The following is a 14,434-nucleotide window of genomic DNA, read 5'->3' on the forward strand; positions in this document are numbered from 1 at the left end:
ACTATACAACAGAAATTTGAATTTGTCATTAAAATTGGCCAATGAGCTGGCCGATCGCAGGCAGGGTTCGGCCGGCTGATCCTTGTTTTTGTAAGCCATTGAATAAAAACGAAAAACAACGCCCACAAGTCTCTTTTGGCCACCTTTTTGGCCGATCTTGCGATCTCCCTAGGAAAGTTCGCGATTCCGTACGATTAGGGCTTGAATTGCGAACGCAGCACCTCATTATGTTCGGAGTTCCGAACAGATAGTGAGTCCTTGGAGAACTCCCCGGATGCCCCTCAACAACACCGAACTCCTTTATTACGACGCCAACATCCTGCGTCTGCCCGCCGATAAGCGTAAGGAATACCACGCCCAAGTCGACCGCCTGATCGCGGAGCTCAGCCGGAGCATCCGCGACAAGACCACGATCAAGATCACGAAGGTCGTGAAGGCGGGCTCGTTCGCGAAGTTCACGATCTTGCGCAAGACCTCGACCGACCCGGTCGACGTCGACGTTGTCTTCTACATTTCTGGTAAGAGCGTCGACACCGAAACCCTCCAGACCCTCAACGACACCATCTACAAGCTGCTGATCGAAATCTATCCGAACAAGGATGTCGAAGATTTCGAAATCCAGCGCAAAGCCGCGACGGTCTCGTTCGTCAGCAGCGGCCTCAGCGTCGATGTGGTGCCGGTGATCGAAGACCCGAACAAGCCCGGCTACGGCTGGCAGTTCGACCTGCAGGACGGCTCGGCCATGGAAACCTGCGCACCCTGTCAAATCCAGTTCGTGCGCGACCGCAAGAATGAGGACGGGGATTTCCGCACCCTGGTGCGGCTCGCCAAGAAGTGGCGCAACCACGCCGAGCTGAAGGCGCTGAAGTCGTTCATCATCGAGCTGATCATGGCCTACATCCTCGACAAGGAGGGTAAGTCCGGCAGCATCGAGCGGCGCTTCCGCCGTTTCCTTCTCTATATCGCGCAGTCCGGCCTCAAGGACACGATCTCGTTTCCCGAGAACGCCGCCCCCCTCGGCATGTTTTCCGATCCGGTCGTCATCATCGACCCGGTGAACAGCAAGAACAACGTCGCCAGCCGCATCACCGAGGCCGAGCGCGCCGCAATCGTCGCGGCCGCCGAAGCCGCCTGGGAGGCTGCGCACTTCGCTTCCGCCGAAGACGATAACGACGTCTGGAAGGAACTGTTTGGCCCCCGTTTCCGTGTCGAGGAAGACGCATGAGCTACGCCGCAACCGCCACCACCAGCACCAGCTACACCTATACCAACGCCGACGTGGAAGCCGTCGTTCGACGGTTCACTGCCGACATCGTGATGATCGCGCAAAGCTCCGGTGCTCTCACCGAGGCCAAGGCGCGGGATTACGCGCACGATGTCGAGAAGCTTGCCAAGAAGGGTTACCTCGCACGGGTCGATCTGATGCTGTACAGCGGCGGCATCGAGAAGCGGGCTGTGCAGTATCTGGTGAACACCGCATCCGGTGACCTGACCATGAGCCGGCCGGGCGGCGTGATGTGGCCCAAGCTGCCCGATGCCTCCTTCGAGATCATCCTTTTCTACACCTCCGCTTACACGGCTGCCGAAAAGGAGCGCATGCGCGACTCGCTCAAAATCAGCTGGGGCCCCTCGAACATCGACACCAGCCACGCCGGCCTGAAGGCGTCGGGCAACCGCGATTATGCGAGCAACGCATTCGGCATGCAGCGAAAGGATTTCATGTGAACCAGCCCGTCCTGATGAACCAGCCCGCGGTCAAAGTCTTCGACGCCGAACTGGTGCTGCCGAATGAACCTCTCACGAAGAGAGAGAAGACATTGCTCGGCTTCGATGACCGCTATCAACGGGTCCACAGCCAACTGCGCCTGCTTCTGAACCTCGGCGAGCTCGGCGCCTGGAACAAGAAGCACTTCGGGGGCAAGCTCGCGATCTGTGATTTCGTCGCCGAACAGTATCCGCTCGTTATCTTTCACGGCGACGTCGGCACCGGCAAAACGGCGACGGCGGAGTGTCTCGCCAACCGCCTGATTGCTGAAAGCCGCACCGAGGATTCGATCCTCTTCAAGCTCAGCAACCGCGTGCGCGGCTCCGGCAAGGTCGGCGAGATGGGATCATTGCTTTCCGAAGCCTTCGCCCGCGTGGTGCAATCGGCTGGCAAGGGGCGCAGAGCCATCCTCATCATCGACGAAGGTGATTCCATTGCGGCCGCACGCTCCCAGGCGCACAGCCACCATGAGGACAAGGTGGCGGTGAACACGCTCATCCAGGGCGTCGACGATCTTCGCCGCTTCGGTGGCAGGGTAGTGGTGTTCCTTTGCACAAACCGCATGGCCGTTGTGGATCCCGCGCTGCAGCGGCGCGCCGCGATCGTCGAAGAATTCAAGCGTCCAACAGCGGAAGAGCGGCGCCAGCTCCTTAAAATGGACCTCGGCGCCATGAATTTGTCGGAAGCGCAGATCGGCCAGTTGGTGACGGCCATGGATGCGAGGGGCGGCCAACCGCCGTGGACCTTCTCGGATATCCGCACGCGTCTTTACCCCGCGGCGCTCGCGCTCGCCTATCCGGACAAGCCGCTGCAGTTCGAGCACCTGCGCAGCGTCGTTTCGACCATGAAGCCCTCGCCCGCCGTTTTAGACCAATGACAGCGCGATCCCCCCTTTTCGGCAGGAGAATTCACCTTTCGGGCAGCATCGCCACCGATCCGGCCGTCGCCAGTGCCGAGGATGTGCAGCACGCGCGCGATCTCGTCGTCGCACTGACGCGAGAGCTCATGGCGCTTGGGGCGACGTTCGTCCTGCCGGTCGACGACGAAAAGCTTCGCTCCGATGGCCAACCCATCTGTTTCGACTGGTTGATCTGGCAGGCGGTTCACGACAGTCTGGCACGTTGGCCAGCCGGGGCGCCGCACCCCCTCGTTGTCGCCGTCGAGCATCACAAGACCGAGGATCAGATCCCGACACAGTTCCATAAGCTCTGGGATGACTTGCGCGCCTCCGACCTTATTCAAATCGAAAACGTCTCGCACTGGAACATGGCCAGCAAGCGGATGGAGGCGCAGGCCCGCTTCGGCGACATCCTGATCACCATCGGCGGTGCGGAAGGCGTTCTATACCTCGCCAATCTTTACCACGACGCAGGCAAGCCGGTGGTTCCGCTGAATGCTCGGGTCACCGGGACGGACCAAGGATCGCGGCGCCTCTTTTCCCTGGGTCTTTCCAGCGCCAAGGCCGGGCAGTTCTTCCAGCCGACGTCTTCGAACGCCCATAACTGGATCAACCGTATCAACTTCACGGCACGTACGGCACTGGCAGAGCAGGTGAAGGGTATTATCAACCTGCTTGAAGCGCTTGAGGCTCCGCGCGCCTTCGCCGTGCGCCTGCTCAATCCGGATCATGCCGACTTCGCCGACGTGCAGAATTTCTTCGACATTGTCGTGAAGCCCGTGGTGGAGGACGAGTTGGGTTATCGGCTCGTCGTGGTCGATGGCCGACAGGCCTATGATCACCCGCGAATCGATCAGGAGATTTTCGTCAAGCTTCATCGTAGCCGCGTCGTCTTTGCGGACATCACGGGGGCCCGCCCCAATTGCTTTCTTGAGCTCGGCTATGCGCTTGGCTGCCCCCTTCCGACCATGGTCATGGCTAAGGAGGGCAGTGCAACTCCCTTCGACATTCATACGTTTGCAGGGCTACACTGGAAGACGACGGGCTCGGTGGACGAGCGCCGCCGCGCCTTCCGGGAGCATTGGGATGCCATCCAGACGCGACCACCCCTTGTCCCGACGGAGCCGTTGATCTCGTGACCAAGAAGAAAAGGGAAATATTTGTTTCGGTCGACGTGGAAGCTTCAGGCCCGATCCCCGGCGAGTACAGCCTATTGTCGATCGGCGCCTGCCATGTCGATTGGCCGGACCAGACCTTTTCTTGCGAACTGAAGCCAATAACACTCAAGGCCGATCCCAAGGCCTTGGAGATCAGTGGCTTCTCTCTTGAGACGTTGGCGCGGACCGGCCGCGATCCGAAGGCTGGGATGGAGTCGTTCGCAGCCTGGCTTGATGGTCTGCGCAACGCGGATGAAAGCTTGGTCTTTGTAGGCTTCAACGCTCCGTTTGATTGGTCTTTCATCAACTATTATTTCCACAAGTTCAGCGGCAGCAATCCTTTTGGCTTCGCAGGACTGGATATCAAGGCGTATTATATGGGGTTAACAGGCTGCGCTTGGGGGGATACCCGCTCGAGTGTGATGGACGCGGCCTTGAAACCAACGCGTAAATCCGATCATACCGCCTTGCATGATGCACAGTACCAAGCAGAGCTATTTCGGCTTATTCGGGAGAGAGCGGCGGAAAAGTCTGTGGGCAGAGGTTGACGTGACGCGCTTTATTCCGCGTTTGGGAGGGAGTAGACGCAGATGCCTACGATCTTAGGAACAAAAATTCGACGCCTCCGTACGGAGAAGAAGCTTAGCCTTGATCAGCTGGCTGAGTTAACGGGCTCCAGCAAAAGCTATATCTGGGAACTCGAAAACAAGAACCCGCCACGTCCTTCCGCTGCTAAGCTCGCCGAGATTGCCAACAAGCTCGATACAACCTTAGAGTTCCTTTTGGACAGCGGTGGCGAGATTTCTACCGAGGATGCTACCGACGCCAAGTTCTATCGCCAGTACCGACAGATGGACCCCAGCACGAAGGCCAAGATACGGCAAATGGTGAAGCTCTGGAGCGATGATACGTGAACCAAGGCTTCTCTCCAGAGAGATGGGCCTTTGAAATTACGCACGTCCTAAACACCGTGCTCGGTGCCGACCATTTTCCGATCGACGTAACCGCCGTCGCGCGCGAGTACACGGCGCAAAAATTTCCCTCCGATCCAATCGTGCGTATCCAGGGTGAGGATCTGCCGGGCTTTGAAGGTGCCTTGTTCAAGGCTCCAGCTGGCAAGAAGGGGTGGGGAATCTTCTACAACAATCGCCTCAGCTCCAAGGGCCGGATCAATTTCACTCTCGCGCATGAGCTCGGCCATTACCTCTTGCATCGCTTGGCGTATCCCGAAGGCATCCGATGCGGCGAAGACGATATGGTGCAATGGGATTCCGAGTTCGGCCAGATCGAACACCAGGCTAACGTTTTCTCGGCCAATCTCCTGATGCCTCTGGACGACTATCGGCGTCAGATCAAGCCTGCCGAGAACGTGACATTGGACATGCTCTCGCATTGCGCCGACCGCTACCGCGTTTCGCTCGCCGCCGCGACCTTGCGATGGCTGGACTACACCCATAAGCGCGCCGTGCTTGTCGTCTCGCGTGATGGTTTCATCCTTTGGGCTCGCTCCAGCAAACCTGCTTTGAAGACGGGAGCGTTTTTCCGGACATCGGTTGGGCCTATCGCGATTCCTCCCGCATCCCTTGCCGCGACACCCGCCGCGATTACAGCAGGAACGATAACGAAGGAGCATCCCGCTAACGTGTGGTTTGCCGAGCCGACAGTTGAGATGGCAATGGTGGCCGACAAATACGACTACGTGTTCTCGCTCTTATCCCTTGCGGATAGTGCGCCTTTTAATTTTGACGAGTGGCGGGCCCGACGTCGTTAATTTCGCTCAATCGCTCGCCGAACGTGTAGGATCGATCGTGCGTCAGAGGGTAGATAGAGCTGCTCATCCTGTGATCCCTCCGACGACTTTGTCCTCCTTGTCGGCGCCACGCATGACAATCTTGAGCGCCTCGTCAGGAACTGGGCGCTGCGGCGCCTTCGCTTCGTCCCACGACGCGCGCATCCAAACTTCGCGTTCCTCCTCAGTCGTCAATATCACGGGCATCGCCTTCGGATGGATCGGCTCGACGATTGCGTTCGGGGATGTCGTCAGGAACCCATACACCAAATGGGGACCCGGGATCGGCTTGGACTTGGTGCCGCGATCGCCCCTGAATTCAGTCCAGATGCCAGCGAAACAGAACAGCGATCGGTTGTCGTCAAGCGCAAACCACACGACGTCCTTCTTCTTCGTCTCCGGAAAAAGAAACAAATGTCGAGTCCGACCAGGCAGCCGTTGGAGAAAAATCCTCCTTTGGGACGGGTCGCGATGTCGGAACCAAGCCGGGTCGTTCGTCTTGAATCCGGCATCAGTATCGGAGTTCCCCGCGATGGCTCCCCGCGCAAACTGGAAAGGCTTCCTGCGTCTTTCCCTCGTCACCTGTCCGGTAGCGCTCATCCGGCCACGTCGGAATCCGAAAAGGTTTCCTTCAACCAGCTCAACCGGAAGACCGGCCACCGCATCAAGTACGCCAAGGTGGACGCTGATACCGGCGAGGAGGTCGACAACGAGGACATCGTCAAGGGCTACAAGGTCGACACCGACACATTCATCGAGGTGACGAAGGAGGAGCTCGAGAACGTCGCGCTGGAATCGACGCGAACCATCGAGATCGACGAGTTCGTCGACCGCAGCGAGATCGATCCAAGATATCTGATCCGCCCTTACTACCTAACTCCAGACGGCAAAGTCGGGCACGACGCCTTCGCCGTTATCCGCGAAACCATCCGCGAGATGAACAAGGTCGCGATCGGTCGCGTGGTGCTGACCAATCGCGAGCACATCATCGCGCTGGAGCCGCTGGACAAGGGGCTTATGGGAACCCTGCTGCGCTATCCCTACGAAGTCCGGCCCGCGGAAGAGTATTTCGACGATATCCAGGATGTCAAAGTCACCAAGGACATGCTCGACCTGGCCCGGCACATCGTCAATCAGAAGGCGGGCCACTTCGAGCCGGACAAGTTCGAAGACCAATACGAAACGGCCCTCATCGATCTCATCAACCAGAAGCGCGCCGGCAAACCCATCACCGCGAAGGCGCGTCCCCGCGGCGAGAACGTCGTCGACCTGATGGACGCGCTGCGCAAGAGCATTGGAAGAGACGCGGCGGCCACGACAGAGGCACCCAAGAAGGCAACCAAAAAGCCGCGCAAGGCGGCGGCCGGGCAGAAGGAAATGCTGATGCCGATCGCAGGCAAGAAGCCGGCGAAAGAGGCGGCCGCGAAGAAGCCGGCGGCCAAACCGCAGCGGAAGTCAGCGTAGCGTGTCCTGAAGCAACCAGTGATGCCAGACGGCCGTTACTTCGATATGGCTGCGCTGAAAAAGACTTCAGGGAGATCGATGTTGAGCGCGGGCATTCTCGCCTACCGCAAGGGCGCTCGCGGGCTCGAGGTTCTGCTCGTTCATCCCGGCGGTCCGTTCTGGCGTAAGAAGGATGATGGCGCCTGGTCCATTCCGAAGGGCGAGATCGACGCCGCGGATGCTCCGGAGCAGGTCGCGCGGCGCGAGTTTGCCGAAGAACTCGGTCCGAATGCTTCGATTGGTCCACTCCAGCCGCTGGGGGAGGTCCGACAGCGAGGAGGGAAGCGCGTTATCGCATTCGCCGGAGAAGGCCATTTTGACCCGGCGACGCTTTCCAGCAATACCTTCGATATCGAATGGCCGCCCAGAAGCGGTCGACGGCAGAGCTTTCCCGAAGTCGACCGCGCCGAATGGTTTGATATCGAGCTCGCGCGGACCAACATGCTGTCCGCTCAGGTAGAGTTTCTCGATCGTCTTTTGGCGATCGCGGTTGAGAGCGCCGGGAAATGACGTTCAGGATTGGAATCATTTCAGACACGCACGGCCTGTTGCGGCCCGAGGCGGAACGAGGCCTGGCGGGCGTCAATCACATCATTCATGCCGGCGACATCGGGCGCCCCGAGATCGTCGACGCGCTTCGCCGGATTGCGCCCGTCACCGCCATCCGCGGAAATGTGGACAAGGGCGAGTGGGCCCACCAATATCCCGACACGAAGCTCGTGCAACTGGCGGGAAAGTCGATCTACGTTTTGCACGACCTGAAGACGCTGCAGGCCGATCTTGGCGCCGGCATCGACGTCATTGTCTCCGGGCATTCCCACGTGCCGAAGATCGACACGGTCGGTGGCGTTCTCTACTTGAATCCAGGCAGTGCGGGACCGCGACGCTTCAAGCTGCCGATCACGCTTGTGACGCTCGAAGTCACGCCTGAGGGCATGCGACCGGAAATCCACGACCTCGGAGGCGACTGAGCGCACCAGCCGGGCTGGGAATTCAGAGTGGAGGAGGCGAGTGCGTTAATTCGTTCCGTTTGCCGATTACGCCCGAAGGGAAGCGCTATTTGCGCGGACGTTCTCGCTCGCGCACGACGTCCTTCGCCCGCTTGTCGGACCTGAGCCCGAGGTAGACGGGCTGGCGCAGTTCGCCCTTACTCGTCCACTCCGCGAACTTGATCTCGGCAACGAGCGAGGGCCTGACCCAGGTCGTGGCGGCCTCGTCCTTCACCTTGGCAGGGAAGGGTGATTTCGGGGTCGTGAGCTTCACGAGCTTGGCATGGAGGTCTCCTAGGACCTTGTGGCTGAAGCCAGTGCCGACATGTCCGATATAGCGCCACGCGTCGTCTTCCCGCACGGCGAGGACCAGGGCGCCGAAGAATGGCCTGGTGCGCTTCGGCGTTGTGAAGCCCGCGATCACCACTTCCTGCCGCTTGGCTGTCTTGACCTTCAGCCAATCCACCGTCCGGCTTCCCGACGCATACGCGCTGTCGGCGCGCTTCGCCATGACGCCTTCCAGACCCTTCCGCTCGGCCTCGGCGAAAAATTTCGTGCCGTTCGCTTTGCGGTGACGGCTGAAGGCGATCAGCCGGTGGCTCGGCAGGATCGTTTTCAGTCGCTTCTTGCGCTCGAGAAGAGGCCGTTTGCGCAAGTCAACTGCGTTCTGAAACATGAGATCGAAGACGCAATACAGGAGCTTCGCTTCATGACGCAGCGCGTTTTGCAGCAGCTGGAAATGCGAGATGCCGTCCTTTCCGATCGCGACAAGCTCGCCGTCGATTACGACGTCGCCCTTCACCCCCTCTAGCGCTTTGGCGACCTCGATATAGCTGCGGCTGATGATCTTGCCGTTGCGGCTGTAGAGTGCAACCTTGCCCCGCCGGATTTCTGCGATCATCCGGAAACCATCGTACTTGTCCTCGAAAACCCAGCCGGGGTCGTCGAACGGCGCGTCGGTGAGCGTAGCCAGCATCGGCTGCAAGCGCTTGGGCAGGGTCGACGTCCGGCTCATTCAAGGGCCAATCCTTCAGTGCGTGTTGCGTAATGCAGGGACGGCACCTTATCGCTCGAGGTGGCCAGGGCCGGTTCGATGAAGCCGGGGAGAAGCGCCTTGCCGCCGAAAGCTGCCGGCCTATTACGCGCGAGACGCCATGGAGAACTCTACGCTACAGCCGATTCAAATTGGCACAGTTCGAATCGTTCCGGAACCTGCGAATCCGTGTCGCGTTGCTTCAATGTCACAACAGGGCACCGATGGCGGCAGCGAAAAAGAGCAAAACGGCGCGCGGACGAAGGCAGGACCGGGCGCGGGTGGCAGGCGGGCAGGACTACGAAGTGCAGTACGAGGCAAAGAAGACGGGAAGGTCGGCGCCAGCGGTGAAGAAGGCCGTCAAAAAGGTCGGCAACGCGCGCAAGCGCGTGGAGAAACGGCTGGGCCGCTGAGGCGGAGAAGGGTCGGGGTCGGGGCCTAGAGCCGGTCCTCCTCGTCAGGAGGGCATTCTGGGCAGGTATCACCAATCGAGTCCAGCACGTCGCGAACCGCGGCCTCCGCTGCTTGACGGGATACACCTTCCGGCCGGTCTCGACGGGCGATATCGAAAGCGCGCTGTCGTGCATGCGGGTCGGCCCGGTCCTGCATCCAACCGTGCTCCTCGCACTCGCGAATGGCGCCGGCCTCGTTCAGCACGTTGATCGCCCAACCGCCCAAGGTGCGTATCGCCGGCCGTCTCTGCCTGGTCATCAGCATTGAAAGGTTCTCCCACGCTGAGACGAATCGTTTAGTCCCGCAGACGTTCCCCATTGCTAACACACGGCTGGGATTCCGGATCGTTGGACCTCGTGGTCCTTCAAAGCCCGAATTTTCCGCCCGGCCAGATGCTAGGGTGGGCAAGAACGAACAGAAGAACCGTTTTCCGATGCTTCAGACGTCCGAGCCCAGGTGGTTGCTCCTTGCTCCGTTTTGCGCGTGCGGCTGTCGCCGCACCGGGCTCTCGTGAACCGAGCCGCGCAGCGTCTCGGCCTTGCGGCTTCGATCCCTCACGCACGAGAAGATAACGCCCTCGCGGGGCAGAAACAAAAAGCCGGACCTTTATGCAGCAGCCACCTGCACAAAGGTCCGGCCTTATCTTAGCGTGCCGCGATACCAAACGGCTGCAAAGGACGCTTCATATCCTTTGGGAAGGTCTCGCTTTTCATCCGGGTTGCGACCCGGAGGCGGCAATAGATCAGTAGCCGATACGACTACTTCTTTTTCTTTGAAGTCTTCTTCGCCACCTTCTTGGTAGCTGATTTCGTCGCCTTCTTTGCCTTCTTCGCTTTCTTGGCCATGTCGTCCTCTATAAGAATTGGCTCTCAGTGAACATGCCCACGACGTGCATAGACATGCGCACGAGTGAGACGTTATCACAAAAGCAAAATTGATACCAAGCAGACGTGAAGCCGCATTGAGTCGCTCGCCGGAGGCACTCGCCCTCGGGCCCGCAGTCATTGCATGCCGGCGTCGCTATCACTGCCCTTCGGGTCGGGTGCCTTCTTAACCGGTCTCGCGACGGCACTCGGTCCCGGGTCCCGCCGCTACGCGTCGGCGCTATGCTGACCCTCCTGCGGGTGCCTCTTTCGCCGCGTCCGCAAGTGGTCTTCGCTTTCGCTCCGCCCACAGGCCCTCTCTTCCACAATTGTGAGACGCCTGTGAAAATGTCAGGCGGTTCTCGTATCATTGCCTGCATCACGTTCGCTCAGGTTTTGGCGCGTGCGGCCAGGGCCACACCGGGCTCTCGTGAACCGAGCCGCGCATCGTCTCGGGCTTGCGGCTTCGATCCCTCGCGCTAGAGCTTTGGTGCTCCTCGCCGGGGGCACTCGGGAAAGGGGCTCGCCTGCGGCGATCGCTATCACTGCCCCGTTCCCGGGTGCCGCTATTGAACCGGTCTCGTCGCTGCACTCGGACCCGCGTGCCCCTTCGGGTCGCTATGCTCACGCTCTCCGGGTGCCATTTTCCGATGAGGCGATGCGCCCTTGGGCGCACGCCTGATCGGGCCTGCGGCCTAAGGCAGATTGCGCTAGAAGCTGAGAGTAAGAGTGCAGGCTGGGTTTTTCCGTGACGGGTTACAAGCTGCGAGAGAGGCTCGCGGTGCCCGTCGCGGAGACCCGCGATGTCAAACCCTACTGCTCGCGCGCGCGCCGGCCAGGACCGGGCGAACCTCTATAACGAAATCACCGACAAGATCATCGCCGAGCTTGAGGCCGGACGCGTCCCCTGGGTTCAGCCCTGGGGTACGGCCGTGGCGAAAGCGCCGCTGACAATGCCGAAAAACGCATCGACTAACCGACAATACAGCGGTGTGAATATCCTTATCCTCTGGGGCGCCGTGATCGCGCGCGGATTTGGCGGTCAAAGTTGGCTCACATTTCGTCAGGCGCTCTCGCTTGGCGGCCACGTTCGCAATGGAGAGCGCGGCACCACAGTCGTCTATGCTGATCGTTTCGTGCCGGATGACGAAAAGCGCCGCGCCGCCGAGACCGGTGAAGACGCGCAGGCGATTCCATTCCTCAAACGATTTACCGTTTTCAACGTCGATCAGTGCGCAGATCTGCCTCACGAGATTGCCACCGCTGCGCCGCCACCGCCGGCTGGCCTGATTGAACCCACGGTTGACGCCCTGATCAAGGCCAGTGGAATTCCATTTCGAATTGGTGGAGATCGCGCATTCTACGCAACAGCCGAAGACTATGTTCAGGTCCCGCCGCCGCAGGCCTATTTCGAACCCATCAACTGGCACCGCACCGCGTTGCATGAACTCGGTCATGCGACCGGGCATCCCTCGCGCCTCAATCGCGACCAGAGCGGATCCTACGGTACGAAGAAGTATGCCTTCGAAGAGCTGGTCGCCGAATTGAGTTCCGCGTTCAGCTGCGCATCGCTCGGGATCGTCCCCACCGTGCGCCATGCCGACTATATCGGCTCCTGGCTGGAAGTCCTGCGCGAAGACAATCGCGCCATCGTGCGGGCCGCCTCGCAGGCCAGCAAGGCCGCGGACTATTTGCTCGGTTTCGTTCCCGGGTCCATTGAGCCCGCATCGCTGGATTCGGCTATCGCCGATCACGAGGCTGCGTGATGCCTGGCCTCGCGCGAGAGTAAGAGGAGGGGAGCTGTTTGCGACGGGTTGGAAGCCGAGAGAGAGTCTCACGGCCGCCCGTCGTGGAGAGCTAAAATGACGAAAGCCGTACAAAAGATCACGCTGTCGCCTTCCCGGGACATTCCCTTCAACAAGCTCGTGCTCAGCCAGTCGAACGTTCGCCGGGTCAAGGCCGGTGTCTCGATCGAGCAGCTAGCCGAGAGCATCGCGCAGCGGACGCTTCTGCAAAGTCTGAGTGTCCGGGCCGTTGTTGATGCAGATGGCAACGAGACCGGCATGTTCGAGGTGCCAGCGGGCGGCAGGCGCTATCGCGCTCTCGAACTCCTGGTGAAGCAAAAACGCATGTCAAAGACGCAGGCGGTACCGTGCGTTGTGCGTGAAGGGGGTATCGCCGCGGACGATTCGGTGGCGGAGAACGATGAGCGGGTCGGCCTGCATCCGCTCGATCAGTTTCGGGCCTTCCAGACACTCCGCGATCTCGGCATGAGCGAGGAAGACATTGCCGCCCGCCATTTCGTGAACCCTGCAATTGTCAAGCAGCGCCTGCGGCTGGCGTCGGTGTCGCCGAAGCTGCATGAGGTCTATGCCGAAGACGGCATGCCTCTCGAGCAGCTCATGGCGTTCTCGGTCACGGCCGATCACGCCCGCCAGGAGCAAGTCTGGGAGAATGTCAGCCGTTCCGGCTATGACGAGCCTTACCAGATCCGGCGCTTGCTCACCGAGAACACCGTACGCGCGTCCGATCGCCGCGCCCAATTTGTGGGCCTTGATGCCTATCAGAACGCGGGTGGCGGCGTTCTGCGGGATCTGTTCGAGCACGATGACGGCGGCTGGTTTCAGGACGTCGTGCTGCTCGACCGCCTCGTAACCGAAAAGCTCAAGGCCGAGGCTGAGACGATTGCGGCCGAAGGTTGGAAGTGGATATCGGTCGCCGTAGAGTTCCCCTACGGTCACACCCAAGGCCTAAGTGAAATCGAGGGCAGACCTGTCGATCTCTCGTCTCAGGAGCAGGCCACCATCGATGCGCTGAACGCCGAGCAGGCCAAGCTTGAGTCCGATTATCAGGACGCCGATGAATTGCCCGATGAGGTCGATCAGCGTCTCGGCGAAATCGAGTCGGCGCTGGCGGCATTCGAAGACCGGTCGATGCTTTACGAAGCGACCGAGATCGCCCGAGCTGGCGTCTTCATCAGCATCGATTCCGAAGGACGTCTCTCCGTGGACCGGGGCTACGTCCGGCCAGAGGACGAGGTGCCGGCAACGGATTCTGATGTCGGACATGACACCGACGTGTCGTCGACCAAAGGTCAAGAAGAGGGCCCTTCCCTCCAGCGCACGGTCATCGCGGTCGCGGGTGGTGCGTCCGATGCCGAGGATGATGATGAAGACGCGGCCAAGCCTCTGCCGGATCGGCTGATCACCGAGCTGACGGCGCATCGGACGCTGGCCTTGCGGGATGCGCTGGTAGAAAATCCTGCGATCGCGTTCCAGGCGGTCCTGCACAACTTCGTGCTGACGGCCTTTTACCGGTTCGCATCGTCTGGGAGCTGTCTTGAGATCGGCCTTCGCACGCCGAACTTTCCCGCTCAAGCTCCTGGGTTGAGAGAAAGCGTGTCTGCGAAGGCGGTCGAGGCGCGGCATGAGGCCTGGAAGGCACGATTGCCGAAGAGCGAAAACGATCTCTGGGATGCGCTCACGGCTCTTGATGGTGGTGCACAGGCATCGCTGTTCGCCCATTGTGCATCATTTGCCGTCAACGCCGTCTATGAGCCGGCGAATCGCTACAATCAGGGGCGCGTCTCCGCCAATGGCGTTCGCACGCGTCTCGACCAGGCTGAGGTGCTGGCCCGCGCGGTCGGGCTCGACATGGTGCAGGCCGGCTGGCGACCGACCGTCGACAACTATCTCGGCCGGGTCACCAAGCCGCGTATTCTGGAAGCGGTGCGGGAAGCGAAGGGCGAGCCGTCGGCCCAACTGATCGACCATCTGAAGAAGGCCGATATGGCCAAGGAGGCTGAGCGCCTTCTGGATGGCTCGGGTTGGTTGCCGGAGCCGCTGCGTCTCGTCGATCCCGATGCGGCGCCAGTGGGACAGGAGGGCGAAGCGGGCCCGCTGCCCGAATTCCTCGCCGACGATGAGGATCAGGAGAACGCCGGCGACGAAGATCCGCAACAGCTCGACGCGGCTGAGTGAAAAC

General features: G+C 60.4%; 14 protein-coding genes and 2 pseudogenes. 13 read left to right on the plus strand and 3 right to left on the minus strand.

Annotation, left to right across the window (positions count from 1 at the left end):
* The first annotated feature begins 274 nt into the window (after positions 1-274).
* The 7 genes from BCCGELA001_RS08125 to BCCGELA001_RS08155 are packed head-to-tail and all read left to right on the plus strand — an operon-like array spanning position 275 to position 5,591.
* Positions 275-1,225 carry a CBASS oligonucleotide cyclase gene (locus BCCGELA001_RS08125; protein ID WP_008561640.1) on the plus strand — a complete coding sequence of 317 codons (951 nt, stop codon included), beginning with the start codon at positions 275-277 and terminating at the stop codon, positions 1,223-1,225.
* Positions 1,222-1,725 (plus strand): HORMA-1 domain-containing protein, encoded by a 504-nt coding sequence (locus tag BCCGELA001_RS08130; RefSeq protein WP_008561638.1) that lies wholly within the window; start codon positions 1,222-1,224, stop codon positions 1,723-1,725. The genes BCCGELA001_RS08125 and BCCGELA001_RS08130 overlap by 4 nt, the downstream gene beginning before the upstream one ends.
* The gene (locus BCCGELA001_RS08135; protein ID WP_008561636.1) at positions 1,722-2,642 is read left to right on the plus strand and encodes an AAA family ATPase; all 921 of its coding nucleotides are present in this window, start codon (positions 1,722-1,724) and stop codon (positions 2,640-2,642) included. Before BCCGELA001_RS08130 ends, BCCGELA001_RS08135 begins: the two co-directional genes overlap by 4 nt.
* Positions 2,639-3,802 carry a hypothetical protein gene (locus tag BCCGELA001_RS08140; protein ID WP_008561633.1) on the plus strand — a complete coding sequence of 388 codons (1,164 nt, stop codon included), beginning with the start codon at positions 2,639-2,641 and terminating at the stop codon, positions 3,800-3,802. The genes BCCGELA001_RS08135 and BCCGELA001_RS08140 overlap by 4 nt, the downstream gene beginning before the upstream one ends.
* A complete protein-coding gene (locus BCCGELA001_RS08145; protein ID WP_008561631.1) occupies positions 3,799-4,368 on the plus strand; it encodes a 3'-5' exonuclease in 570 nt (189 codons plus the stop codon). Before BCCGELA001_RS08140 ends, BCCGELA001_RS08145 begins: the two co-directional genes overlap by 4 nt.
* A gap of 42 nt (positions 4,369-4,410) precedes the next feature.
* The gene (locus tag BCCGELA001_RS08150; protein ID WP_008561628.1) at positions 4,411-4,734 is read left to right on the plus strand and encodes a helix-turn-helix domain-containing protein; all 324 of its coding nucleotides are present in this window, start codon (positions 4,411-4,413) and stop codon (positions 4,732-4,734) included.
* The gene (locus BCCGELA001_RS08155) at positions 4,731-5,591 is read left to right on the plus strand and encodes an ImmA/IrrE family metallo-endopeptidase (RefSeq protein ID WP_008561626.1); all 861 of its coding nucleotides are present in this window, start codon (positions 4,731-4,733) and stop codon (positions 5,589-5,591) included. The genes BCCGELA001_RS08150 and BCCGELA001_RS08155 overlap by 4 nt, the downstream gene beginning before the upstream one ends.
* Positions 5,592-5,654: 63 nt before the next feature.
* Here BCCGELA001_RS08155 and BCCGELA001_RS08160 read toward each other — a convergent pair.
* Positions 5,655-6,011 (minus strand): annotated as a pseudogene (locus tag BCCGELA001_RS08160) (SOS response-associated peptidase family protein); the annotation flags it as partial.
* Between the two features lie 130 nt (positions 6,012-6,141).
* Between BCCGELA001_RS08160 and ku the strand changes: the two are divergent.
* The 3 genes and pseudogenes from ku to BCCGELA001_RS08175 all read left to right on the plus strand — a co-directional run bounded on the left by ku (position 6,142) and on the right by BCCGELA001_RS08175 (position 8,083).
* Positions 6,142-7,073, plus strand: a pseudogene (ku, locus tag BCCGELA001_RS08165) (non-homologous end joining protein Ku).
* Between the two features lie 45 nt (positions 7,074-7,118).
* Positions 7,119-7,622, plus strand: coding sequence for an NUDIX domain-containing protein (locus BCCGELA001_RS08170; RefSeq protein ID WP_060735027.1), 504 nt, complete (start codon positions 7,119-7,121; stop codon positions 7,620-7,622).
* On the plus strand, positions 7,619-8,083 hold the full coding sequence (locus BCCGELA001_RS08175; protein WP_008561618.1) for a metallophosphoesterase family protein: 465 nt from the start codon (positions 7,619-7,621) through the stop codon (positions 8,081-8,083). The genes BCCGELA001_RS08170 and BCCGELA001_RS08175 overlap by 4 nt, the downstream gene beginning before the upstream one ends.
* 85 nt (positions 8,084-8,168) lie before the next feature.
* On the opposite strand, the gene ligD is transcribed toward BCCGELA001_RS08175, so the two are convergent.
* Positions 8,169-9,116 (minus strand): non-homologous end-joining DNA ligase, encoded by a 948-nt coding sequence (gene ligD, locus BCCGELA001_RS08180; RefSeq protein ID WP_060735028.1) that lies wholly within the window; start codon positions 9,114-9,116, stop codon positions 8,169-8,171.
* Between the two features lie 242 nt (positions 9,117-9,358).
* On the opposite strand from ligD, the gene BCCGELA001_RS08185 reads away from it, so the two are divergent.
* On the plus strand, positions 9,359-9,547 hold the full coding sequence (locus BCCGELA001_RS08185) for a DUF3606 domain-containing protein (RefSeq protein WP_060735029.1): 189 nt from the start codon (positions 9,359-9,361) through the stop codon (positions 9,545-9,547).
* 25 nt (positions 9,548-9,572) lie between these two features.
* On the opposite strand, the gene BCCGELA001_RS08190 is transcribed toward BCCGELA001_RS08185, so the two are convergent.
* The gene (locus BCCGELA001_RS08190) at positions 9,573-9,851 is read right to left on the minus strand and encodes a hypothetical protein (RefSeq protein ID WP_060737553.1); all 279 of its coding nucleotides are present in this window, start codon (positions 9,849-9,851) and stop codon (positions 9,573-9,575) included.
* 1,402 nt (positions 9,852-11,253) lie between these two features.
* Here BCCGELA001_RS08190 and BCCGELA001_RS08195 point away from each other — a divergent pair.
* A complete protein-coding gene (locus BCCGELA001_RS08195) occupies positions 11,254-12,216 on the plus strand; it encodes an ArdC family protein (RefSeq protein ID WP_008561592.1) in 963 nt (320 codons plus the stop codon).
* Between the two features lie 96 nt (positions 12,217-12,312).
* Positions 12,313-14,430, plus strand: coding sequence for a ParB/RepB/Spo0J family partition protein (locus tag BCCGELA001_RS37885; protein ID WP_008561590.1), 2,118 nt, complete (start codon positions 12,313-12,315; stop codon positions 14,428-14,430).
* The last annotated feature ends 4 nt before the right edge of the window (positions 14,431-14,434 follow it).

The sequence above is a fragment of the Bradyrhizobium sp. CCGE-LA001 genome, from assembly GCF_000296215.2.
Classification (GTDB): Bacteria; Pseudomonadota; Alphaproteobacteria; order Rhizobiales; family Xanthobacteraceae; genus Bradyrhizobium.